The sequence below is a fragment of the Mycoplana sp. 10N416 genome (assembly GCF_056394765.1).
In genome coordinates, this window is the sequence record NZ_JBFTIM010000012.1 from 1 (window position 1) to 23,235 (window position 23,235).

20 protein-coding genes and 5 pseudogenes are annotated in these 23,235 nt (G+C 62.7%); 15 read left to right on the top strand and 10 right to left on the bottom strand.

The window, feature by feature from the left end; translation table 11 throughout:
• Positions 1-5 precede the first annotated feature (5 nt).
• The 5 genes from AC1DDS_RS21370 to AC1DDS_RS21390 form a co-directional block, all read right to left on the bottom strand.
• Complete coding sequence (locus AC1DDS_RS21370) at positions 6-200, bottom strand: hypothetical protein (RefSeq protein ID WP_477480683.1); 195 nt, start codon at positions 198-200, stop codon at positions 6-8.
• 746 nt (positions 201-946) lie between these two features.
• Positions 947-1,639 carry an ABC transporter ATP-binding protein gene (locus AC1DDS_RS21375; RefSeq protein WP_477480684.1) on the bottom strand — a complete coding sequence of 231 codons (693 nt, stop codon included), beginning with the start codon at positions 1,637-1,639 and terminating at the stop codon, positions 947-949.
• 1 nt (position 1,640) lies between these two features.
• Positions 1,641-2,774 carry an ABC transporter permease gene (locus AC1DDS_RS21380; RefSeq protein WP_477480685.1) on the bottom strand — a complete coding sequence of 378 codons (1,134 nt, stop codon included), beginning with the start codon at positions 2,772-2,774 and terminating at the stop codon, positions 1,641-1,643.
• Positions 2,771-3,916 carry an efflux RND transporter periplasmic adaptor subunit gene (locus AC1DDS_RS21385; protein WP_477480686.1) on the bottom strand — a complete coding sequence of 382 codons (1,146 nt, stop codon included), beginning with the start codon at positions 3,914-3,916 and terminating at the stop codon, positions 2,771-2,773. The genes AC1DDS_RS21380 and AC1DDS_RS21385 overlap by 4 nt, the downstream gene beginning before the upstream one ends.
• Positions 3,917-3,919: 3 nt before the next feature.
• Positions 3,920-4,498 (bottom strand): TetR/AcrR family transcriptional regulator, encoded by a 579-nt coding sequence (locus AC1DDS_RS21390; RefSeq protein ID WP_477480687.1) that lies wholly within the window; start codon positions 4,496-4,498, stop codon positions 3,920-3,922.
• A gap of 367 nt (positions 4,499-4,865) precedes the next feature.
• On the opposite strand from AC1DDS_RS21390, the gene AC1DDS_RS21395 reads away from it, so the two are divergent.
• Genes AC1DDS_RS21395 through AC1DDS_RS21430 form a run of 8 tightly spaced genes read left to right on the top strand, consistent with a single transcriptional unit; the run spans position 4,866 to position 12,948 of the window.
• Positions 4,866-7,265: an FdhF/YdeP family oxidoreductase gene (locus tag AC1DDS_RS21395; protein ID WP_477480688.1), complete on the top strand. Its 2,400-nt coding sequence runs from the start codon at positions 4,866-4,868 to the stop codon at positions 7,263-7,265.
• Positions 7,266-7,291: 26 nt separating this feature from the next.
• Positions 7,292-7,885, top strand: coding sequence for a c-type cytochrome (locus tag AC1DDS_RS21400; RefSeq protein WP_477480689.1), 594 nt, complete (start codon positions 7,292-7,294; stop codon positions 7,883-7,885).
• Positions 7,882-8,868, top strand: a complete 987-nt coding sequence (gene coxB / locus AC1DDS_RS21405) for a cytochrome c oxidase subunit II (RefSeq protein ID WP_477480690.1) — start codon at positions 7,882-7,884, stop codon at positions 8,866-8,868. The genes AC1DDS_RS21400 and coxB overlap by 4 nt, the downstream gene beginning before the upstream one ends.
• Positions 8,865-10,775 (top strand): cytochrome c oxidase subunit I, encoded by a 1,911-nt coding sequence (gene ctaD / locus AC1DDS_RS21410; protein WP_477480691.1) that lies wholly within the window; start codon positions 8,865-8,867, stop codon positions 10,773-10,775. The genes coxB and ctaD overlap by 4 nt, the downstream gene beginning before the upstream one ends.
• The gene (locus AC1DDS_RS21415; protein WP_477480692.1) at positions 10,772-11,374 is read left to right on the top strand and encodes a cytochrome c oxidase subunit 3; all 603 of its coding nucleotides are present in this window, start codon (positions 10,772-10,774) and stop codon (positions 11,372-11,374) included. The genes ctaD and AC1DDS_RS21415 overlap by 4 nt, the downstream gene beginning before the upstream one ends.
• Complete coding sequence (locus AC1DDS_RS21420) at positions 11,371-11,682, top strand: hypothetical protein (protein ID WP_477480693.1); 312 nt, start codon at positions 11,371-11,373, stop codon at positions 11,680-11,682. Before AC1DDS_RS21415 ends, AC1DDS_RS21420 begins: the two co-directional genes overlap by 4 nt.
• Positions 11,670-12,563 carry a cytochrome c oxidase assembly protein gene (locus AC1DDS_RS21425; protein ID WP_477480694.1) on the top strand — a complete coding sequence of 298 codons (894 nt, stop codon included), beginning with the start codon at positions 11,670-11,672 and terminating at the stop codon, positions 12,561-12,563. The genes AC1DDS_RS21420 and AC1DDS_RS21425 overlap by 13 nt, the downstream gene beginning before the upstream one ends.
• A 13-nt stretch (positions 12,564-12,576) precedes the next feature.
• Positions 12,577-12,948 carry a c-type cytochrome gene (locus tag AC1DDS_RS21430; RefSeq protein ID WP_477480765.1) on the top strand — a complete coding sequence of 124 codons (372 nt, stop codon included), beginning with the start codon at positions 12,577-12,579 and terminating at the stop codon, positions 12,946-12,948.
• Here the strand turns inward: AC1DDS_RS21430 and AC1DDS_RS21435 are convergent, their stop codons facing one another.
• Entirely contained in the window at positions 12,949-13,854 is a 906-nt protein-coding gene (locus tag AC1DDS_RS21435) for a c-type cytochrome (RefSeq protein WP_477480766.1), read from the bottom strand. It abuts the gene before it with no gap.
• A gap of 360 nt (positions 13,855-14,214) precedes the next feature.
• Here AC1DDS_RS21435 and AC1DDS_RS21440 point away from each other — a divergent pair, with 360 nt between their 5' ends.
• Positions 14,215-14,760 (top strand): hypothetical protein, encoded by a 546-nt coding sequence (locus AC1DDS_RS21440; protein WP_477480695.1) that lies wholly within the window; start codon positions 14,215-14,217, stop codon positions 14,758-14,760.
• A 345-nt stretch (positions 14,761-15,105) separates the two neighbouring features.
• Here AC1DDS_RS21440 and AC1DDS_RS21445 read toward each other — a convergent pair whose 3' ends face one another.
• Positions 15,106-15,612 (bottom strand): sigma-70 family RNA polymerase sigma factor, encoded by a 507-nt coding sequence (locus AC1DDS_RS21445; protein ID WP_477480696.1) that lies wholly within the window; start codon positions 15,610-15,612, stop codon positions 15,106-15,108.
• Positions 15,613-15,889: 277 nt separating this feature from the next.
• Here AC1DDS_RS21445 and AC1DDS_RS21450 point away from each other — a divergent pair, with 277 nt between their 5' ends.
• Complete coding sequence (locus AC1DDS_RS21450; protein ID WP_477480697.1) at positions 15,890-16,081, top strand: hypothetical protein; 192 nt, start codon at positions 15,890-15,892, stop codon at positions 16,079-16,081.
• 89 nt (positions 16,082-16,170) lie between these two features.
• Here the strand turns inward: AC1DDS_RS21450 and AC1DDS_RS21455 are convergent.
• Together AC1DDS_RS21455 and AC1DDS_RS21460 are read right to left on the bottom strand one after the other, a co-directional pair.
• Positions 16,171-16,972, bottom strand: a pseudogene (locus tag AC1DDS_RS21455) (SDR family NAD(P)-dependent oxidoreductase).
• A gap of 12 nt (positions 16,973-16,984) precedes the next feature.
• Complete coding sequence (locus AC1DDS_RS21460; protein WP_477480698.1) at positions 16,985-18,154, bottom strand: zinc-dependent alcohol dehydrogenase; 1,170 nt, start codon at positions 18,152-18,154, stop codon at positions 16,985-16,987.
• Between the two features lie 91 nt (positions 18,155-18,245).
• Between AC1DDS_RS21460 and AC1DDS_RS21465 the strand changes: the two are divergent.
• The 5 genes and pseudogenes from AC1DDS_RS21465 to AC1DDS_RS21485 form a co-directional block, all read left to right on the top strand.
• A pseudogene (locus AC1DDS_RS21465) lies at positions 18,246-18,803 on the top strand (aldehyde dehydrogenase family protein); the annotation flags it as partial.
• A gap of 53 nt (positions 18,804-18,856) precedes the next feature.
• Positions 18,857-19,060, top strand: a pseudogene (locus AC1DDS_RS21470) (aspartate aminotransferase family protein); the annotation flags it as partial.
• Between the two features lie 359 nt (positions 19,061-19,419).
• A complete protein-coding gene (locus AC1DDS_RS21475) occupies positions 19,420-20,862 on the top strand; it encodes a GMC family oxidoreductase (protein ID WP_477480699.1) in 1,443 nt (480 codons plus the stop codon).
• A gap of 551 nt (positions 20,863-21,413) precedes the next feature.
• Positions 21,414-21,710 (top strand): annotated as a pseudogene (locus AC1DDS_RS21480) (helix-turn-helix domain-containing protein); the annotation flags it as partial.
• Between the two features lie 129 nt (positions 21,711-21,839).
• Positions 21,840-22,016 (top strand): annotated as a pseudogene (locus AC1DDS_RS21485) (helix-turn-helix domain-containing protein); the annotation flags it as partial.
• A gap of 349 nt (positions 22,017-22,365) precedes the next feature.
• On the opposite strand, the gene AC1DDS_RS21490 reads toward AC1DDS_RS21485, so the two are convergent.
• Positions 22,366-23,235 (bottom strand): ABC transporter permease, encoded by an 870-nt coding sequence (locus AC1DDS_RS21490; protein ID WP_477480700.1) that lies wholly within the window; start codon positions 23,233-23,235, stop codon positions 22,366-22,368.

Genomic DNA, 23,235 nt, shown 5'->3' on the forward strand with positions numbered 1-23,235 from the left:
CGCGGTCATGCCGATGACGCGGTCATGCCGATGACCATGTTTTGATCGCCCTGCCATTTGGCGCCATTGTTCAGCATGATCTCTATTGCCGCCTCGCCAGAGCCGTCATGCGCATGGGTTTGCGCCGCGACGATCCCGGGTGCTCCCAGCGCGAGGGCAAGAGCCATGGCGAAAGCGGCGAAGGGTCTTGCAGTCTGCATGGTCGTCTCCTGTGGTTGTTGTGTTGGTTCAGCCGCAACGGTTGATCAGGGAATGCCGTCGGGTTGGGATGAAAGTAAGCTGTCCATTTTCGAATAAGTATTGGCGAAACTTGCAAGAAGCCTTTGCATCGATGGTCAGGCTTCAGATGACGAACGCTCCCCGCCTGGCCTCGACGCCGCCCTGTCAGGCAGCCGGCTCGGAGGTCGCGTTCCAGGCCGCCGAGTGGCCTTACTCAGAAGACATGGAAGGGCTTTATCCGACGCAGGCGCGAGCGACAGCGCAAAAATGTGCTGTTCAATGTGGGCCGTGGCATTGGCGGCTTTGGGCCTTTGGTTATCGGATGGCTCGCCGCCCAACACTTCCTTCAGGCCGCTTTGTCGCTTCTCGTCGTCGTCTGGTCCGTCGACATCATCGCGACCGCTTTCTTGATCAAGGAACGCAAGGCCGGGCGTTAGTCTGACTTGCGCCCAAAAGGCTGGTCGTTTGAGACGGCCAGCTTCTCCTGCTGAGCAATCGAGCAAACGTGCACCCACGCCATCCCGAGCCTCGCCAGAGTACAAACCCGGTCAGCACATAGACGAACCCGGCCACGAAGTTGAACCATAGGACGAAAGGAGCCACCGCGCCCATGTTGGCGTCACCAAAAAGCGCGCGACCCCCGAGAGCACGGTCACCAAACCAAATATCACCGCCACACCGGCGGAGATGATGAGAAAGCGGCCTTGTGGTCATCGTGTCCTCCGCGTCAGGCGTCGGCCAACCGGCCGTCGCGCAGATGGATCAGTCGGTCAAATCGATCGAAGATCTTCTCGTCATGGGTGACGGTTACGATGCAGGCCTCCTGCTCGGCGGCAAGCTTGCGCAACAGATCCATCACCAGCCCTGCCCGTTTGCTGTCGAGCGCGGCGGTGGGTTCGTCAGCGAGGATGATGCGGGGGCGATTGGCTAGCGCCCGCGCGATGGCCACTCGCTGCGCCTCGCCGCCGGACAAAAGCGCGGGTTTGGCCGCAGCGCGGCGGTCGACTTCGAGATAGTCAAGCAGATCGCGCGCCCGCGCCCGCGCCTTTTCCGTCGACCAGCCGGCAAGATCGAGAACCACCGCGACGTTCTCCTCTGCCGTGAGGAAAGGCAGCAGGTTATGAGTCTGGAAGATGAAGCCGATCTTGTCGAGCCTGAGCCGCCGCAAGTCGTGCCGCAGCCATTCGCCATCAAATACTGTCTCGCCGTCCAGAGCCACCTGGCCAGCCGATGGCGCAAGGATGCAGCCGATGACGTTAAGCAGCGTCGTCTTGCCCGAACCCGATGGGCCGAGAAGCGCGATCACTTCGCCGGCCCGCACCTGCAGGTCCACGTCGCACAGCGCATCGACACGGGTCTCGCCTTTGCCGAAATGCTTGGCTACGCCCTGCACGTCGATCAGGATCTCGCTGGGCGCCATGTCAACCTCCCAGCGCGGTGGCCGGATCCACCTTCATCGCGGCACGAACACCAAGACCAGAGGCGACGATGCAGACGGCGAAGATGATCCCGGCCAGCACCATGACGTTGAACGGCTCGAGCACCACCCGGCGGGGGAAGTAGTCCTTCACTACTAAGATGAGTGTCAGCCCGATTCCCCAACCCGTAGCGCCAAGGATCAGCGCTTGCTGCACGATGAGTCCGATGATCGTACGGTCGGGCGCGCCGATCAACTTCAGCGTCGCAATCTGCTTCAGCTTCTCCATCGTCATCGTGTAGATGATCAGGGCGATGACCACTGCCGAGACGCTGAGCAGGATGCCGAGGAACAGGCCGATCTGCCGTCGCGCCAGATCTACCACCGAGGCGAGAAGGATTTCCTCCTGTTCTGCTTGGGTCAGTGCCGCCAGATGTTTCCATTGCCGCACGGTCGCGGTTAGCAATTCGACATCCGCCCCCTGTTCCATCCGCGCGATTACTGCTGCGACCGAAGCGGACTTGACAGAAACCGTGCCCCGCGCCGCCTGAACGCGCTGCGCTGCGGGATTAAGCTCGGTCTGAAGCGCCATCGCATCGGCCAGCGTGATATAGACCGCCGGATCGCCACCCGAATTCATCGCCCCTTCGACCAGCCCGACCACAGTGAAGTGGTTGCGCCCCAGACGGATCGTATCACCGGGCAGAAGGCCGGTCCTTCTGTCGGCCACCAGTTCAAAGTGGCTGGTGCCGATGCCCCGCCCCTCGGCGATGCGCTGCGGGCCGCCGGGATGGCGCGGCTCATAGCCGATGACGTAAAGCCGCAGGGAGGCGCCGGCATGCGCGGCCTCGACATTCTGGAAATTGATCGCCCCGGTCTCGGCTACGCCGGGCATCCGCGCCACCGCATCACGGATCGTAAGCGGGATATTTGACGCTTCGGCGAAAGGCCCCCTGGTGCCGCTCTCAACCACCCATACATCCACCGCCGGGGCCCTCACCACGGCAAGTGCATCGGCGACAAGGCCATTGTAGATGCCGATCATCGACAGGACGACCGTCATCAGCAGCCCCAACCCAAAACAGGTGAGGACAAAACGGAACAGTCCGTGGTGGATATCCTTGAGCGCAAGGTTCATGGCGTGTTCCTGACTCGCGCCCGCCGTCCCTCGGATACGCCCTGTGGCGGTTGGGCGACGATAGCTGCCCCCTCCGGCAGGCCGCCCGTGACCTCGACCCGACCACGATCGTCGCGGGCACCGAAGGTCAATCCGGCCTGTTCTAACCGGCCGTCCCGCACCAGCCAGACCCGCCCGCTATGCCCGTCGAAACCAGTGATCGCCACCTCGGGCACCATCAGCGCGCTTTCGCGGTTGGCGGTGGTGATGCGCACCTCGGCCTGTTCGCCCAGATACATTGGTTCGGGGCAGTCCGTGCAGGTCAGCCAGATCCGGCGTTCCTCGTTCACCCGGTCGCTTTCAAGCCCGATGCGGGCGATAGTCCCATGAAACTCCGCCTGCGGCTGCGAGCGCAATCGGATCTTGCCGGGCTGGCCCAAGGCAAGCTGGCCGGCGCGTTCCTCGTCCACATAGGCCTGGATCCAGACCGTTCCCGGGGCGATCAGGGTGAAGATTGGATCCCCGGCCCGGACCACCGCGCCCGCTTCTGCATGGCGAGCAACGATCACCGCGTCATAGGGTGCGGCCAGCCGATGATGGGCCAGAAGCACCTCCTCCTGTTGCAAAGCGGCGGCCGCATCCACGCCCTGAGCGCGAACCACCGCCAAATCCGCCTCGGCGACCGCAAGATCGGCACGAGCCACGTCCTCGTCGCGCTGCGCTTCTTCAGCACGCTGGATCGAAGCCACATCCCGCTGCACCAGACTTTGCAGCCGTCGGTTGGCTGCTTCACTCTGCGCCAGAACGGTACCGGCACGGTCCATGCCGGCTTTGGCCCGCGTCAATGCAGCGACATTGGCCTCGACGGCTGCTCGAGCGCGAGCGACACGCGCTACCTGCTCGGCCGGATTCAGGACCGCCAATTCCTGCCCGCGGATCACGCTATCCCCCGCATCGGCGGCCAGCACGGTCAGGGCGGCCCCAACCTCGAATCCAACCCGGCTGAGGATCCGCGCCTCGACCGAACCAAGACCATAGATGCGCAGCGCCACATCGCGTTCAGACTGCACCACGCTTACTGTAAGCGGTCGTTCCGTCAGAAACAGCGCTACTGCCCCGAGTGCCAGAACCGCCACCGCACCGTAAAGCCACAGACGCCGCATGGCCTAAACTCCCTTCACGGCCAGAAGCCGCAGTTGCACCTCAAAGAGCCGCATCCCTTCCTCAATCAGCGGAAAGTCGCGCGCGCCAAGCGACCAGCGGATCGCCATCCCCTGTACCAGTGACGTCAGCAGCACCGCGGCATCACCCGGAACCAGATCATGACGCAGGGACCCGACCTCCTGCCCGTGCGCAAGCTCGGTCACGATCAGCGCGTGAAACTTCATGAGCAGGCCGTGGAAGGCCGCGCGGAGATCCCTATTTTCGACATTCAGTTCGCGTGAAAATAGAAGCATGGGCAGCGCCGGTGTGGCCGCTATCTGCCCCAATTGTGCACCGACCAGCGCCCTAAGTCTCCCAACGGGGTCATCGGTCAGGGCCAGGGCTCGTTCCCAGGCAGTCGTCAGTTCCTCGGTCACATGGTCCGCCACGGCACGCCACATCGCGGCCTTGGTTGGGAAGTGCCGAAACAAAGCAGCCTGGCTCACGCCCACCGACGATGCCGCCGCGCCCGTTGTGACCCGGTCCGGCCCAATCCGGTCGGCCAGAGCCAGAACGGTGGTGACGATTTCTGCCTTGCGCAATTCTGCCGGTTTTCGCATGAGCAACCTAAGTAAGTGAGTAGTCACTAGCTGTAATTGGCGACGGGATCGCGGTCAAGTCGTGATGTGAAATAGGTTCCGTGGCTTTCGGCCGCTTCTCATACCGTGACCGCTTCCGTCGTTCGGACCGCCGGTCCTTGGGCAGGGGTTCGCCCGCCGCCGCCAAACTTTGCCTGACCGGGGCGTCCTCGGTCCGCCGCCGAGGTACATGGCTGGAAGCGGAAGGAGTGAGCCGACCAGAAACTTCGCGATCCGTGCTTAACGACCGCTGGGAACATAGTCCCCCCGCCTTCGTTAAGTCCCGTCCAGCAGAATTTCCGTGGCCGCGTTGGCGGCGACAGGAGGAGCCATGACGGAAAAGCCCCGGCCTGAACCAAGGATCGGCTTCGATAGTGGTCCCGCCGGCGGGTGGGGCTCGGCAAAGTCAGTCAGCGCGATCGTGCTCCGCGAGCACATCCCGCTTTCCGGTCCCTCACTGCTGCTCCACCAGAACAGACCCGACGGCTATATGTGCGTAAGCTGCGCCTGGGCGAAGCCCGCCAAGCCCCATGCCCTGGAGTTCTGCGAAAGCGGTGCTAAGGCGACGGCCTGGGAGATCACGAACCATCGCACGGATGAGGCCTTCTTTGCCGCGCACACGCTGCGCGAACTGGAAGGCTGGCTGGATCACCGCCTGGAGGAGCAGGGTCGCCTGACTCGGCCCCTGCGCTGGCACCCCGCTTCGGACAAGTACGTACCTGTCACCTGGGAGGCAGCCTTCGAGGAAATCGGTCGGGAGCTGCGGCAGCTGGATCCGGCGGCTGTCGAATTCTACACGTCCGGCCGTGCCTCGCTCGAGGCCTCCTACATGTATCAGCTCTTCGCGCGCATTTACGGCAGCAACAACCTGCCGGATTCCTCCAACATGTGCCACGAAAGCTCGTCCGTCGGCTTGCCGGAGAGCATTGGTGCGACGGTCGGCACTGCAATCCTATCTGATTTCGAAAATTGCGACTGCATCTTCTACATGGCCCAGAATGTCGCGACGTCGTCGCCGCGGATGCTTCACGATCTGCAGGACGCAGTCGATCGGGGCGTGAAGATCGTTTCCTTCAATCTGCTGCGGGAGCCGGGGCTCGAGCGGTTCGTCAACCCGCAGGCGCCAAGCCAGATGCTGACAGGCAAGGAGACGCCGATCTCGAGCGCGTACTACCAGGTGAGAAATGGCGGAGACGTCGCCGCGCTGTTCGGCGTCTGCAAGGCCTTGATCGAGGCGGACGACGCGAAGAATGCAGGGCACTCAAGCGAGGTTTCTGGTTCCGACGCAGAGCCGAAGGACGAAAGTGCCGCGGCCGTCGCTTTCGCCGCCTCCATCGCCGCGGCCGACAAGAAGCACGTTCTCGACCATGATTTCATTGCCGAGCACACGGCCGGCTTCGAAGAATTCGCCGCTGCCGCACGCTCCCATTCCTGGGACGAGCTGGAGCGGATTTCGGGTCTGACGCACGACCAGATGATGCAGGCGGCCCACACCTATGCGGCGTCCGATGCGGTCCTGCTGATCTACGGCATGGGTCTCACCCAGCACGTCATGGGCGTCCAGAACGTCCAGATGGTGGCCAACTTGGCCTTGCTGCGCGGCAATATCGGCAAGCCAGGCGCCAATATCTGCGCCGTCCGGGGCCACTCGAACGTGCAGGGCCAGCGAACGGTCGGCATCACCGAGAAGGCGGCCCTCGTGCCGCTCGACAAGTTGGCCGAACTATACCGATTCGAACCGCCCCGCTGGGACGGGCATTCGACGGTCGATGCGTGCGAGGCGATCCTGAAGGGCGAAACACGCGGCTTTGTCAGCCTCGGCGGCAATTTCCTGCGGGCGATACCGGATACGACGGCAATGGAGGCTGCCTGGCGAAAGCTTCGCCTGACCGTGCAGATCGCGACAAAGCTCAATCGCAGCCACCTGATTCATGGCGCGGTGGCCTACCTGCTCCCGTGTCTCGGCCGGCTGGAGATCGACCAGCAGGCGTCCGGGCCGCAAGCGGTCTCCATCGAAAGTTCGGTGGCGCATTTCCACGGGTCGCGTGGCCGGGCAACTCCCGCCAGCCCTCATCTTCTCTCCGAACCGGCGATCATCGCCGGACTCGCGAGGGCCACCCTCACCCGTGGTACCGTGCCGTGGGATCATTGGGTGGCCGACTACTCGAGGATCCGTGAGGCCATCGAGCGGACCTACCCGGAAACCTTCAAGGAATTTAATGAGCGGCTGTTCCAGCCGGGCGGCATTCCGCGGCCGGTGCCGGCCCGCGAGCGGAAGTGGGTCACGTCAAACAAGAAGGCCAACTTCATCACGCCGCCACGGCTGTTTCCGGACTTCGGCGAAGGAGCACTCGCGGACGACGTGATCAACCTCGCGACGCTGCGGTCGAACGACCAGTTCAACACGACGATCTATGGCTACAACGACCGCTACCGGGGCGTCGACGGAACCCGGCAGGTCGTCTTCGTCAATGAGAACGACATCAGGCGGCTCGGTTTTGCTCCGGGCGATCTTGTCGACCTGACAACGGCAATCGATCCCCAGACGGAGCGCACGGTGCGCGGATTCCGCCTCGTCGGTTACGACATTCCCGAAGGCTGTTGTGCAGCCTACTATCCCGAGACAAACCCGCTGTTTCCGCTTTCGCATCACGACCCTAAGGCGAAGACGCCGTCATACAAGCTCTTGCCTATCCGCTTCAGTCGCTCGCATACTGTACCGATCCAATAGGCATCGCGTTAGAACGGCGGTTGGCCATGGACAGCATTGCGCCGGTGAAGACCTTGACGGTGATTTGTGCGGTCTCCCTCATCGCCATAGCCGCTGCGATCGGCTGGGCGAGAGAGCCCCGGCAATATCGCACCGCCCCCGCCGCCGCGGCCGCGCTCGACCAATTGCGGCTGATGCCGGACGGCATCAACGGTACGCCGCCGGAGGTCTATTTCGCGATGGGAAAGCCCTACGAGAGTACCGGGTTCGATCTCAGCCAGGGCAAGCGGCTATATGCCTGGTTCGGCTGTTCGAAATGTCACGGAGACGGGCGGGGCGGAAAAGGTCCCTCCTTTATCGACGGGTGGTGGCTCTACGGCCCCTCCATGGTGTCGATCGGCGCCTCGATCCGAAACGGCCGGCCGCACGGCATGCCCGCCTTCAAGGACAAGATGACGAGCGACCAGATCTGGCAGCTCGCCGGATACGTCAAGTCGATCGGCGCCTATTCCGCCAGCGTGGTGGCGCCGAGCCGCAACGACGACAAGACGAGCCGCCCGGCTGAAAATCGCGCGCCGGCTGCCATCCTCTTCGATGAAGGGCCGGCTCCGCTCCATCCAGACCAGGGGCCGTCACCTTGAAGGCCGCGCTCGTCATCATTCTCATCGTCTTGCTCGCCGGATGCGGCGGCAACCAGTCCGCGCTCGAGGCGCACGGGCCCTCGGCGGTGGCGCTGAAGGACTTGATCGTTCTTTTCACCCTGCTCTGTTCCGCCATCTGGCTTCTCGTCACCGGCTTTCTCCTCTGGGTGCTGGCACGCCGCAGGGCGGAGCCTCGCCAGGATCAGGCGGCTGAGCAAAGAATGACGGTGGCGGTCAGGGCATCGGTGGCCGCCACCGTGCTCGTCGTCGCCGGCCTGACGATGGCAAGCTTCCATGCCACTCGGAGCCTGAACAGCGGCGCGGATGACGCCGTGCTCGTCAGCGTCAAGGGACAGCAATGGTGGTGGCAATTCACCTACAAGGACGCAAATCAAGTGTCGCTCTTCCAGGCTGCCAACGAACTTCACATTCCGGTCGGCAAGGACGTCCGCCTGGAACTGGAATCGATCGACGTCATCCATTCGCTGTGGATCCCAAGCCTTGCGGGCAAGCTGGACCTCATCCCGGGCCGCAAGAACGACCTGACGCTGCGGGCCGACCGGCCAGGGACCTATCGCGGCCAGTGCGCCGAGTTTTGCGGTTTACAGCATGGGCACATGGCATTCCTAGTGATCGCGCAGGATGAAGGCGATTACCGGCAATGGGCGGCGGCGCAGGCAGCGCCGGCCACAGAGCCGTCCGACGCCGAAGGCGCCGCCGGCAAGGCGGTGTTCCTGAGCAAGCCTTGTGCGGCCTGCCACACCATCCGGGGCACGCCGGCCACCGGCTCGTCAGGCCCGGACCTCACGCATGTCGGCGGTCGGCAGACCATCGGCGCCGGCCTGCTGGAAACGACGCGCGGCTCGCTTGCCGCCTGGATCGCCGACCCCCAGACGCTGAAGCCGGGCAACAACATGCCGCTCGTGCCACTGACAAGTGAGGAGTTGCGGCAGCTTTCCGCTTACATGGAAGGCTTACGATGATGGGGGAGCAGGAAACACACGCGCCGCGGGGCGTCGACCTCGACGATGTCGAACTCGAGTCGAAACTCAACAAGACCTGGGGTTCCCGCCCCGGCTTCTGGGGAGCAATCGCCACCGTCGACCACAAGGTCATCGCCCGCCGCTACATTGTTACTGCGTTCGCTTTCCTGATCCTTGGAGGCTTGCTGGCGATGGCGATGCGCCTGCAGCTCTCAAAGCCCGAGGCAGGCTTCATCGGCCCTGACCGCTACAACCAGATTTTCACCATGCACGGCTCGAACATGATGTTCCTGTTCGCGGTGCCGGTCATGGAGGCCATGGCGGTCTATCTCGTTCCGCTGATGGTCGGCACCCGCAACATCGCCTTCCCGCGCCTCAACGCCTTCTCCTACTGGACGTTTCTGTTCGGAGGCCTCCTGCTCTGGCTGTCCTTCGCACTCGACACGGCACCGGATGTCGGCTGGTTCGCATACGTTCCGCTTTCCGGCCCGGAGTACGGTCCCGGTAAGCGCGCCGACCTTTGGGCACAGATGATCACTTTTACCGAACTCGCGGCGCTCGCCGTGGCGGTGGAAATCGTCGTCACGGTGTTCAAGCAGAGGGCTCCAGGTATGTCGCTCGATCGCATTCCGGTGCTGGTCTGGGCGATGCTGGTGATGTCCTTCCTCGTCATCGTGGCAATGCCGGCCATCATGATCGCGAGTTCGACGCTAATCCTCGACCGGCTGGTCGGAACCCAGTTCTACAACCCGGCACTGGGCGGGGATGCGCTTCTCTGGCAGCATCTGTTCTGGTTCTTCGGGCACCCGGAGGTCTACATCATCTTCCTTCCTGCCGTCGGATTGGTCTCGTCCATCCTGCCGACCTTCGTCGGACGGCCGCTGTTCGGCTATCTGCTCCTGGTGATGGCGTTGATCGCTACCGGCGTGCTCTCCTTCGGGCTGTGGGTCCACCACATGTTCGTGGTCGGGCTTCCGCGCGTCGGCGAAAGCTTCTTCACAGCGTCGAGCATGGCCATCGCAGTGCCGGCAGGCGTGCAGATCTTCTGCTGGCTGGCAACCCTGTGGGCCGGACGGCCGGTCTTCCGCACGCCACTGCTGTTCGTGCTCGGTTTTATCGTGACCTTCGTCATGGGCGGCCTGACCGGCGTCATGGTGGCCTCGGTCCCCCTCGACAGCCAGGTTCATGACACCTATTTCGTGGTCGCCCATTTCCACTATGTCCTGGTTGGCGGCGCCGTGTTCCCGCTGATCGGGGCGGTGTACTACTGGTTCCCCAAGATGACCGGGCGGCTGATGAGCGAACGGCTTGGACGGTGGGCCTTCGGGCTCATCTTCGCAGGCTTTCACCTCACTTTCTTTCCAATGCACATCCTCGGGCTCTGGGGCATGCCGCGGCGCGTCTACACCTACCAGCCGGAGCTGCCCTGGGCCGGCCTCAACCTGTTCATCAGCCTGAGCTCGGTGATCCTGGCCGCAGGGTTTCTGGTGTTTTTCATCGACGTGCTGCGCAGTTGGAAAAACGGGCGGCCGGCCGGCCCTAATCCCTGGAAGGCGTCGACGCTCGAATGGGCGACATCGTCGCCGCCGCCTGCCTACAACTTCCGCCGCATTCCTGTTGTCGGCAGCCGAGATCCTCTTTGGCCGGACGCCGACCTATCGGTCGCGGCAGGCATGAGAACCGATCGCCGCGAACTTCTAGTGACCAGCATCGTTGAAGCCTTGCCCCAGGCGAGAGAGTCGTCACCCAGCGATTCCGTCTGGCCGTTCTGGACGGCGATCGCCACCGCGATCATGCTGATCTGGTCGATCTTCTCGCCGTGGGCGGTGGTATGGGGTTCCATCCCGATCGCCGTCGCCCTGATCGGCTGGTTCTGGCCGAAGGGAACACCGGAGGACGAATCGTGAAGGACCGCGTTGTACTGGACGTCTCCAAGCTGCCGCTCCACGGCATGGGCACTGTGAGCCCCACATGGTGGGGGACATGCGCGTTCATGCTGATCGAGGGCACCGGCTTTGCGCTGGTCATTGCCGTGTACTTCTACCTGATGAGTCTGGCGCCACATTGGCCGATCGATGCGCCTCCGCCCGATCTCTGGGCGGGAACATGGCTGACAGGCATCCTTCTTGCCAGCGTCGTTCCCAACATCCTTGTCTCTCGCTGGGCCGAGCGGAGGCAGTTGCGCCGTGTGCAGATCGGCCTAGTCGTGATGACGCTCTTCGGCATCGCGCCGCTCGGCTTCCGCGTCTTCGAGTTCCCGGCGCTTCACATCAACTGGGACGACAATGCATACGGTTCGATCGTTTGGACAATGCTCGGCCTGCATACGACCCACATCCTGACCGACGTCGTCGATACGATCGTCCTGATGGCCCTGATGTTCTCGCGCCATGCGGACAATACCCGCCGCTACGGCGATGTTCAGGACAATGTGTTGTATTGGAATTTCGTCGTCATTACCTGGCTGCCGATCTATGCCTGCATCTACTGGGTGCCGCGCCTATGACCTTCGCGCTGACACGATATGCGGGGCTGTATCTGCCCCCCGCGGCCTGGGCGGTCAACACCCAGCTTGGCCAGATCCTGCCGTATGGTGATTGCAGCGCCGGAGCGCGATGGACCGCCTTTGCGGCTTTCATCGCGGCAATAGTCGCAGTCTCCGGCGCAATCGTTTCGCAGCGGGCGACGGCGGCGACGGTGTCGCGGACGGCGCTCTTTTTGGGCAGGATCGCGTTCCTGCTCGGGCTGTCCTTCGCATTCGCGCTGGTCTTGCAGGGAGCAGCCACCGTGCTGGTCAATCCATGCCTCCATTGATCGCCATCTGCCTCCTGATCTGTCAGGCGACCGCTGCAGCCGCCCACGGCAACGAGAGCCACGACAGCCTATCGTGGACATTTGATCCCTGGATCCTTGCACCGCTTGTCACGATCGCCGTGCTTTACGCGCTGGGCGCAATCCGGCTATCGCGCCGGCGTCATGGTTTCCCGCACTGGATGAGGCGACCGGCCATCCTCTTCTGGACCGGCCTGGCCACGCTTGCGGTCGCGCTCGTCTCGCCCCTGCATGGTCTGGGCGAGCACCTGTTCAGCGTCCACATGGTCGAACACGAGCTGATCATGGCGGTAGCAGCGCCGCTTCTGGTGCTGGCAAGGCCGGTCGCCCTTCTGCTGTGGGGCCTGCCCGGTGGGATGCGCCGGCGCGTCGGAAGCGGACTGGCCAGCCGCGGCGTCCGGGTGGCATGGCAGACCTTGATCATCCCGGCCGTCGCGGCGGTTCTGCATGGCCTGGCGATTTGGAGCTGGCACGCGCCGCCATTGTTCGATGCGACGGTGAGCGATGTCCTGCTGCATCGGCTGCAGCACCTGAGTTTTTTCCTGACCGGGATTGTGTTCTGGTGGGCGGTGATCTGGGGCTGCAGCCGAGGCGCCTCCGCCTGGCTCCTGTTCGTAACGATGCTACATACGAGCATCCTTGGCGCCCTGATCGCGCTGGCGCCCCGCGTGCTCTACCTCGCCCAGACCCAATATGCCGGCGAATGGGGCCTGGCGCCCCTGGAGGACCAGCAGCTTGCCGGGATCATCATGTGGGTCCCGGGCGGGATCGTCTATGCGGGCGCGACGCTGTGGTTCCTCGCCACATGGATCCAAGGCGCAAGCACGGGAGGGGAAAATGCCCAGCATGTCCGCCTGGTATAGGCTGGCAGGCGTGATGCTGATCGGGGTGGCGCCGCTGCTCGTCGCCGCCTCCGTCTATTCAGCCAAGGAGCGCTCGAAGCGCCAGGCGATGGCGATGGCAATGACGGGCGGCGATCCCGCCCTGGCACCCCCCATCTTCCGCCAGTACGGCTGCAGCGGCTGCCACACCATACCCGGCATACCGGGGGCGGACGGCAAGGTCGGGGGACCCCTGCAGGGGCTTTCTCAGCGGGTCTATATCGGCGGCGTCGCCAACAACTCGGCCGACAATCTGGTCGCGTGGATCGTCTCACCGCAAAGGTTCTCCCCAAATTCCGCGATGCCGGCGACAGGCGTGAGCGCAGCCGAGGCGCGGCACCTGGCCGCCTATCTTTACGCCCATTGATCAGGGGTGCTGGGTCGGCCGCGGTGGCAGCGACTTGATGTACCGGGCGATTGCCTCCCGGTCGCTGCGCGGCAACTGCGCCGTGTTCGTCACCACATCCGCCATTGACGAGCCGACCCGCCCATGGTTCGGGGTCTGTCCGGTCTCGAGCAACGTGACGATCTCGGCCTCCGACCAGTCGCCGATCCGGCTCGGCGTGATGTTGGGAATAAAGCCGGTGCCCTCCGGATCGGGGCCACCGGCAAAACGGGTGGAGGGCTTGATCGCGCCAAGCACATTGCGCGTTGAATGACATTCAGCACAGTGTCCGAGCGTTTCCACGAGATAGCCGCCGCGGTCACGGACCGGATCGCCATTGACGACCGCTTCTGACTTCCCCTCCGTAAAGAACAGCAACTTCCAGAATGCGAGCCCGCGCCGGACGCGAAACAGGAGCGGCAGGTCGTGGGGCGGCGGGCGCCCCGACACGCGCTGCAGGGTCCGTAGATACGCATAGAGGTCCCGCACGTCGGCGAGCGTCATGCCGGTATAGCTGGGATAGGGAAAGACCGGATAGTAATGCTGTCGATCGGGGGAGACACCGGCGATCAGGGCATTGGCCAGATCGGATGCCGACCACAATCCGATGCCGTCTACGGGGTCGGGCGAAATGTTCGGCACCCTGAACGTGCCGAACGGTGAAGCCAACGCCTGCCCTCCGCCGAGCTTCAGGCGATCCGACTGACCCGGCGTTGCATGACAGGATGCGCAATCGCCGACTGCAAAAACCAGTGCGCCTCGCGCGGCGTCGCCGCCTCCCAGCCGCGGGTCATCTGTCGGAAAGCGCGGCACGGCTTCCGTGACCTTCCACAAGAGCAGGACCGCGAGCACGATCACAACGATTCCACCCAATAGCCAAAGTGCCATGCTCGAACGGAGGCGATCGGGACGGTCGGTGCGATTGACACTCGTAGTCGTGGGGGACATGTCCGACCTGCATCTCTCGTTGCCGCTCGGTGTTTGTTCAGAACAGGCTCTAGTGCCGCCCTATATGCAGTAGATAGGGCATTCGATCGTGTCGGCGAGACCTCCTCACACGACGTAATGGATCGGCGCGTGCTGGTGCAGTCCCATTTGCTGATAACGTCGAAAAGCGCGTGCTCGCATCCCGCCGCTATCCATCGCCGCCGACCGTACAAATTCGTCAGTCTTGCCGTGGAACCAGTCCTGCCAAGGCGGGTTTGGGGCCTGCCGCGAAAGGCGGCCTTATCTCCAAGGAGAACAGCTATGACAAAGTTCATTGCAATTACTGCGCTTGCGGTCTGTCTCGGCACCGCGGCATTTGCCCAGAGCGGCGGCGGAGGCGGAGGCGGCGCCGGCGGTGCAGGCGGCTCAGGAACCGGCGGTGGTGTAGCCACTGGGGGAACGGGCGCTTCGGGAATAAGCCGCGGCGCCGCGAGCGGATCGGGCGCCGCGGGAGCCGGCAGCGGTACAGCCGGCCTGTCCGGTAGCGGGGCGGGCACGACCATGGAGATGTCGAATGGCTGGACCGGCAATATCGGAAGAGCCTTCTTCAGCAATTCGAACGGCACCACCGCACGTTCGGCAGGTGATATCCGGACGAATTGGAACTCGCTGAGCCGACAGGAGCAGGCCCGGGTCAGGTCCGACTGCCAGAGAGTTGCTTCGGCGGGCACGAGCACCACGACTGGCGCCGATACCAGCGCCGGAAGCGTCAGCAACGAGAGCACGGCAAGCACGACGAACGGTGCTACGGGTAGTCTGACGGGCGCGGCGGTGCGGCAGGTCTGCGGCGTCGTCAACGGCATGTAAGTTCGAGCCAAAAAAGGTGAGACTTCTCCTTGTTCCCCCCAAGGGACTGCTCAGGTAGGGATAGTAGCAGTCCGGCCGCGATAGCGGCGCCGTGCCAGGTGGTGAGGAGACTCCCTGCGGCACTGGCTGTACTGCTGGATTGCGCGGTTGTAATGCAGAAGGTCCAGCGCGTCGTAAACGCTCGAGAACCGGCCAGGCATTTCGGGGGTGTTGCCGTTCAGGACAGGCGATCGCACCGGCCGCGCCGGAAGGCGCCTCATCGATGAGGGGCAAACGATTGGCGAATGCGGCCCAGAGTACTGATAGCGGCTTTGCGCAGCGCGATCCCCTCCGTGGAACCTGTGGTCATCCCGACCGTGGATTGTCGACTTCGGCGGCGAGGCGCATCCGAGCCCTGTTGAGGCGGCTTTTGACGGTGCCGACCGCGCATCTCAACCGTGCCGCTGCCGCCTCATATGTCGCCCCCTCGATCGCCACAACTTCGATGATAGTCCGGCTCGCGGGCGAAAGCCGGGCCAGGGCTTGCTCTAGTTCCAGGCCGCGCAGATGCCATTCCTGCTTCGCCGGTGTTGATCCGGCAAGAACGCCACAATCCTCATCGCGACCGGGCGCTTCGCGCTTGGCCAATCTCGCGCGCGTGCAGAAGGTGTTGCGCATGATGGTGAACATCCAGGATTTCAGGTTCGTTCCCTCCTGGAACTTGTCCAAATTTGCGAGCGCTTTCAGCAGCGTCTCCTGAACAAGGTCGTCCGCATCGGAAGCGCTGATGTGAAACGTACGCGCAAAGGCGCGAAGCGCCGGCATACAGTCGACAATCTCGGCTTGGATCCGCTCATTTCGCATGGACGACATGACATTTCCCTCCGGAACTACGTCCGGAAAATGCGCCCCGCGCAGGAACGTTCCTTAACTTCCAAGGGCAAACGGAGATTAATTTGATGGGAAAAAGGGACTAGCCGCGGACTAGAAGGCAGCTGGAGAACTGTGGACCGACGATGACTTCGGCGAGTGGGCATTTGTCCTTTGCGGCCACCGGGCGCGGCTCGCATCTAAGGACAATGATCCTTCTCCGGTCGAACAAATCGAGCCCGGCACCGTTATCTACCGATCAAACGACGGAAACGCGGAAATGCCCCGTTCGGCGAAAAAGCAAACGAGCAGTCTTGACGCGATCGCGCAACAGGAAGAGGCGGACTACTTGCGCCGCACGTCGATGACATTCCTTGAATGCGCCATTCATCTCTGCGTCACTCATATGCCCATGAAGGAAGTCGCCGGCATCCTTGAACGCCATGCCAGCATATTGCGGGAATACGGGTAGTGTAGGGGCGGCGCAGACCACACGGGCATGGCGCCTTTGCGCCCTTGCCCCTAGCGCCGCTTCCGGGCTCCCGCTCTCGTTCTGCCGGATCAGTCAGCGGCCGAGCCCGGTTCAGCCATCTTGCGGTGCTTCTCGGCGAGGATGCTCGCCGGTGTGATGTTGGCCACCGCCGCCTGCAGCTTGTTCTTCCAGCCACTGACGACGTCGCCCTCACCGTCCATCATCGCATCGAAGCCGATCTTCGCGACGTCGGCCGCATCGTCCTTCTTCGCCTGGCCGATCGCGGTGTCCATAAGGTGGGCGCGTTCGAAGAAGCGGGTCTCCGTCGCCCCGGGCATCAGGCAACTGACGCTGACGCCTGAGCCCTGGAGTTCCTCGCGCAACGCGAAGGAGAAGCTGTTGATGAACGCCTTCGTGGCGTTGTAGACGGCCTGATAGGTGCCTGGCATGAAGCCGGCGATCGAGCCGGTGAACAGGATCCGCCCGTATCCCTGGCTGCGCATGAGATTGCCGATACGCTGGGCCAGGTAGATCGTGCCGGTGATGTTGGTGTCCACCACCCGCCGCGCTTCGGCAAAGTCCTGGTCGAGGAAACCCTCGCCAAGCCCGCGGCCGGCATTCGCGCATCAGGAGGTCGATCGGCCGGTTCGCGGCCTGCACACGATCGACCAGCCGCTCGACGCCCTCCATAGTCGACAGGTCGGCCTCGACAGCCTCGACCGACACGCCAATGTCGCGGAGCGTCGCCGCCGCCTGGTGGATTTCCGGCTCGTCCGCGGCAATGACGAGGTCATAGCCCTCGGCGGCCGCGCACTTGGCAAGTTCGCAGCCGATGCCGCTCGACGCACCGGTGACGATGGCAAGACCTTTCTCGGTCTGGTTCGTGTTCATGACAGTGCTCCTTCAGGGCTTGAGAACGACCTTAACGCAGCCGTCCTTCTTTTCCAGGAACGTCTTGTAGAGATCGGGCCCGTCTTCCAGGCTGCCGCGATGTGTGATCACGAAGGAGGGATCGATCTCGCCCCTTTCGATGCGCTGCAACAGCATCGGGAGGTAGTACTGAACCGGCGTCTGGGCCATGCGGAAGGTCAGCCCGCGGTTGATCGCGGAACCGAATGGAATCTTGTCTAGAAAGCCGCCGTAAACGCCTACGATCGAGACGGTGCCGAAGTTGCGGCAGCAATGAATCGCCTGGCGCAGCACGTGCGGGCGGTCGGTGCCCATGAAGGTCGCGACCTTGATGCGGTCCCAGCGCGCATCCCAGCTCGCCGACGGATCGGACTCAGTCCCAACGGCATCAATGCAAGCATCCGCCCCTCGCCCCCCGGTCAGCTCCATGATCCGATCGTAGACATCCTCGTCGAGATAATCGAGCGTCACCGCCCCGGCGGAGGTCGCCAGCGTCAGCCGTTCGGGGACACTGTCAATAGCAATGACGCGCTCGGCGCCGAGCAGGAAAGCCGAGCGGATTGCCATCTGGCCGACCGGACCGCAGCCCCAAATGGCGATCGTGTCGCCCTCCTGGATGTTGCAGAAGTCCGCGGCCATGTAGCCGGTGGGGAAGATGTCGGACAAAAACAGCACCTGCTCGTCGGTCAATCCCTCCGGCACCTTGGCCGGCCCGACGTCGGCATAGGGCACCCGCAGGTATTCGGCCTGGCCGCCGCTGTAGCCGCCGAGCAGATGCGAGTAGCCGAACAGGCCAGCTGGCGAGTTGCCCCACATCTCGGTGACTTTCTCGCGATCGGGATTGCTGCGCTCACAGCCGGAAAAATAGCCGCGCCGGCAAAAGAAGCACTCGCCGCAGGCGATCGTGAACGGCACGACGACGCGGTCGCCGACCTTGAGCTTCCTGTTGTCCTTGCCGACCTCGACGACCTCGCCCATCGTCTCGTGGCCCATGATGTCCCCGCTGTGCATAGACGGGATGATGCCGTTGTAGAGGTGCAGATCCGATCCGCAGATCGCGCAGGCCGTCACCTTGATGATGGCGTCGCGCCCGTCCTCGATGGTCGGGTCGGGAACGCTTTCGCAACGGATGTCGTGCTTGCCGTGCCAGGTCAGCGCTTTCATGGTCGCCTCCTTCGATGTTTGGCTACTCCCAACACGCCGGCCGGCAATCGGTTCCCCCAGAATGGGTGCCAGAACGGCGAGGGGGAACATGATGGGAAGTTTGAAATTGGCGCTTAGCAGCGTGGCGATCGCATTGGTCGCCTCGGGTCCGGTCATAGCGCAGGACGCGCTGACGGTCACGTCCTATGGCGGTTCCTATACGAAGAGTCAGGAGCAGGCCTTCTACGAGCCGTTCGAGGCCTGCGTCGCGTCGAACCGGATCCTCGTCCAAGACGGCATCCATGACCTCTTTGCCAAGCGTCTGACTGAGGCCGCATCCACGTTGAAGGTCGGCAACGGCCTGGAGGCAGATTCCACCCTCGGTCCGATGGTCAATACAGCCGCGATCAACAAGATCTCGACCCATGTTGAGGATGCGGTCATCAAGGGTGCCGAGGTCGTTGCCGGCGGTCGGGTGCTTTCGGGCCTCTTCTATGCGCCCACCATCCTGACCAACGTGACCGTGGACATGCTCGTCTTCACCGAGGAGACCTTCGGACCCGTAGCGCCGCTCTTCCGCTTCTCGACCGAAGAAGAGGCGATCGCCATGGCCAATAATACACCGTATGGCCTGTCGGCCTATTTTTACACCCAGAATGTGAACCGTGTCTTTCGTGTGGGCGAAGCACTCGACTTTGGCATGATCGGCATCAACGTCGGTTCGGTGACATTCGCGGCCGCGGGCTGTTCCAGAGGGTCGAACTGGTGCAAGACCGCGCGGATAAATCCCCCTTCGATCCCAAGGCGAAGATCGGCGCGCGGGTCAAGGCAGAGAGCTTCGAGCGGGGCCTGATGGTCAGTGGGTTGGGGGGCACGGTCGACGGTCTTCGCGGCGATCACCTTCTGCTAGCGCCGCCCTCTGTGCTGGAAGAGCGCCACTGCGATTGCGGATGGGCTTCTGGCCGCCATCGACGCGGCCCTGCGAATGGCGAGCTAATCCGGCCATTCCCATCGCAGCCGGTCCGAAGCGGGCCGGCCGGCCTGGGTAAACAAGCACCTAGAGTACAACCTCGATTACCCAGTGAGCCCCTGCAAGGAGTCCGGATTCGGCGCCGAGATGGGCATCGAGGGCCTGCGGGAATATACGCAGCCTCGCCTGCTTAGCTGAACTGCAACCGAATTCGGTGACTCCAGCTTGTGAAATGCTGGAGAAGGGAGCGAGCGTCCTGTTGCTTGAGGCCGGCAAGCGCGAGCGTCTTCATCTAACGCGGGTACCGGCATTTTGCATGTATACGATCGGCAACGATCGATATGACTGGAACTTTAAGACCGAGTCAGATCCGAGCCGAAACGGGTTGCAGGAAGTGTGGCCGCGCGGCCGGGTGCCCGGCGGGTCTTCGGCGATTAATGGCATGATTTTCATCCGTGGCCTCGCGAAGGATTACGACACCTGGGCGGAAATGGGAAATCCGGGCTGGGATTGGAACTCCGTATTGCCTTATTTCCGCAAGATGGAAACGGCCGAGGTCGGCGGGGGCAATGCGTTTCGCGGCGGAATGGGTCCTCTGCACGTCACCGCTCCGCGTTGGAAACATCCGATCTCCGAGCGCTTCATCGAAAGCTTCGTCAACGCGGGCGTGCCGGAAAATCCCGATCTCAACGGAACCTCTCACGAGGGCGTGGCATGGAACCAGGGTTCCATCAAGAATGGTGTGCGGCACTCGTCGTTTGATGCCTTTATCCTGCCGCAGATCAAAAATTCACAGCTGTCCTTCGTCGATAATGCTCTGGTCGAACGCATCGTGTTTTCGGGCCGCCGCGCAACCGGCGTGCAATATCGCCGAGGCGACCGGACTGTGCTGGCGAAGGCCCGGCGGGGGGTGGTGTTGAGCGCTGGTTCGTTGAATTCTCCGCATCTGCTGATGCTCTCCGGCGTGGGCGACCCTGTCGAGCTCGCGAAACATGGAATCGAAACCGTCGTGGCGAGCCCCGAAGTCGGCCGCAATCTGATGGAGCATCCCGGTCTCTATGTGACCGCAGAAGTCAATATCGATACCGGAAATGCCTACGCATCCTATTTAGGAATGGTGAAGACGTTTTTCCAATGGACCTTGGCCCGGCGAGGCGTGCTGGGCGTCCCAAGCGCCTCGGTGCTGGCATTCGTGAAATCGATGCAAGACCTGGCCGTTCCCGATACCCAGTTTCATCTATTCCCCTTCGGCTATACGACGACGGCGGATGGAAAGCACAAGGTTCCAGTGCGAAAGCTTGTGACGATTCTGGCCAACTTGAACTATCCAAAGAGCCGAGGCCATCTCGCGCTAAAGTCCAATAACCCCCGTGACCACATCGCGATCTATCCGCGCCTGCTGGATCATCCGGATGATTTCGGTGGCGTGATGCGGTGCCTGGAATGGATCAGGCGCATCGCATCGACCCCGCCATTCGGCGACCATGTGCAGCAACTCCTCGATGTTCCCGCACCGACTGCGGGAAGAGCGGCGGACGAGGTATACGTTCGCGGAGCCACCGTGCCGTTCCTGCACCCTGTGGGCACCTGCCGCATGGGAAGCGACGAGAAATCAGTCTTGTTGCCCGACTTGCGGATTCGCGGCGCCGAGAACCTGTGGGTCGCCGATGCGTCGATCTTCCCACGACATATCGCCGGCAATACCAACGCAACATCGATCATGATCGGTGAGCGCGCCGCCGACCTCATTCAACCATGAACAGCGTCGTTCGCTTGGTCTGAAGAAGCCAAATCGCGCAGGAGTATGCCGTGAACAAGACGCGGGACATCTGGGCTCACGTCGATGACCATGCGCAAGCCCATATCGAGCTCAGTGATCGTGTGTGGGCGACACCGGAATTGAATTTCGAGGAATTTCAGTCGGCGGCCGCTCATAAGGATACTGCGACGTCAAGGATTTCGCGTGCAGACGGGCCTGTGGGGTCTGTCCACATCGGTCATGGGCGAAGCAGGAGAAGGCGGTCCGGTCATCGCATTTCTCGGAGAGTATGACGCTTTGCCGGAGTTGAGTCAGGAAGCGGGTTTGACCGAACACAGTTTCCACGAACGGCGCAGGCCACGGCTGCGGTCACAATCTGCTCGGCGCCGGCGCCTTGCTGGCGGCTGCGGCGCTCAGGGACTGGCTCGTCAAGTGCGGTGTTCCGGGCGGCTCGCTATTAACGGTTGCCCGGCAGCTGTAGGGGGGTGGGTTCAAGGATGAAGTGCGACTTGCGAGAGTAACAATGGCTTATCTCACGCGAGGAACAGCGCATGAAACGCACCTACTCCCAGATCGACATGGATGAACGACGCAAAATTGCCCGTTGGCGGATGGCGGGCATCGGTGTCGAGATCATTGCGGAAAAACTCGGCCGGCACCGCTCGACGATTTTCCGTGAGATCAGACGCAACACCTTCGTCGATCCGCAGATGCCGGATATCAACGGCTACTATTGCGTTACGGCCAATGACATGGCGCGCGAACGCCGAGCCAAACTGCGCAGGCTCGCGCGCTTCGCCCATGTCCGCCAATCGGTCATTGAGCGGATCATGCACGGCTGGTCGCCGCATGCGACAGTGTGAGCCAGTTAGAGATGCGACAGCCGTCGCCTCTTGGGATGCTGGTCAAACGTCAACGTTTGGAAGGAAGACTGGCGGCGTGAAGCGTGGTTGAGACCATGAGCGTTCGGAGTCGTCATGTCTTGTTTGATCGTCATGCCGCAAAAGGAATTGCATCGTCTTGAACTCATCCAGCAGATTCGCGGTGGTAGCCTGACGGTCGTCCAGGTGGCCGAACTTCTTGGGCTCAGCCGCAGCCAGGTGCACCGGCTGCTGCAGGCCTATGACCGTGCCGCCGCCGACGGCCTGGTCTCGACTGTTTCGTGAATGGTCCATTCGCCGCGCCAGCCCTGCGGCAGTCGCCGGCGCCCAGCTCCTGCGAGAAGCCGTCGGCGCCGTGCAACGAAATGCGGCCGCAGATAATATAGCATGTCTTGGAACTGGTTTCGCGGATGGCGGAAAGCGCCCCGGCGTGCATTCCCAGATACCAATCCTCATGGCGTCGGAGGAGCACCACAATTGCTTCGACGCCTCGAGCTGTTCGCCGGATAATGACGCCGGCTTTGGTTGGGGTTGTCCCAGGTCGATCGATGCGAGGCCCGGCATGGACAAGAATTCACCCACGGCGGGATTTTCGGCAGAATGATGCGTCAATATTTCCGTCCTATGCAATGTCGCGTGACGGGTCGCGCTGGACCATGACGCTGATGAGAGCCAATACGCCGGAACCGACCATCAGCACGAAGGACACGGCATTGAGCACCGGCGTTGAGCCGACCTTGGCCATGCGGTCATACATGGTGATCGTCAGCGGTGCCTCGGAGCCGACCAGCATCAATGTCGTGTTAAAATTCTCGAACGAAACGAGAAATGCGACGATGAAGGCCGAGATCAGGGCCGGCATCAGGAATGGTAGGGTAACCGTGCGCAAGACCCGGAACCGGCCGGCGCCGAGATTGAGCGCTGCCTCTTCGAGGGCCGCGTCGAACTTGCGCAGGCGGGCGGCGATGACGAGCGATGTGATCGTCGTCAGGAACGAGAACTGGCCGAGCACCACCAGCGGCAATCCAGGACGCAACATCGACCAATCGTAACCGAGCGTATTCTCCACTCCGTTGGCGATCATACTGGCGAAGATGAGGATCGAGATGCCCACGATGACGCCGGGTATCACCAGCGGCACGATCATCAGCACGTAGAGCACCGATTTTCCCGGGAAGTCATGGCGTTCGAAGAGGAACGCGTTGCATGCGCCGACGAAGACCGACAGGGCGGAGACGATAATGCCGATCTTGAACGACGTCATCAGTCCCTGCAACAGGCGGCGATCGTGGAGCAGGCCAACCTGCGGCTCGCTCCCATTCACGAACCAGGCAAGCGTCCACCCCTGCCAAGGCAGCGACGGAAACTGCGAGTTGTTGAAGGCAAACAGGCCGGCGACCAGCAGCGGTGCTGCCAGATACAGGAAAAATGCCAGCATGTAGCCTTGGTAGACCCGGCGCAGGAATGGCGATTGCGGTGCAGCAACGTTCAT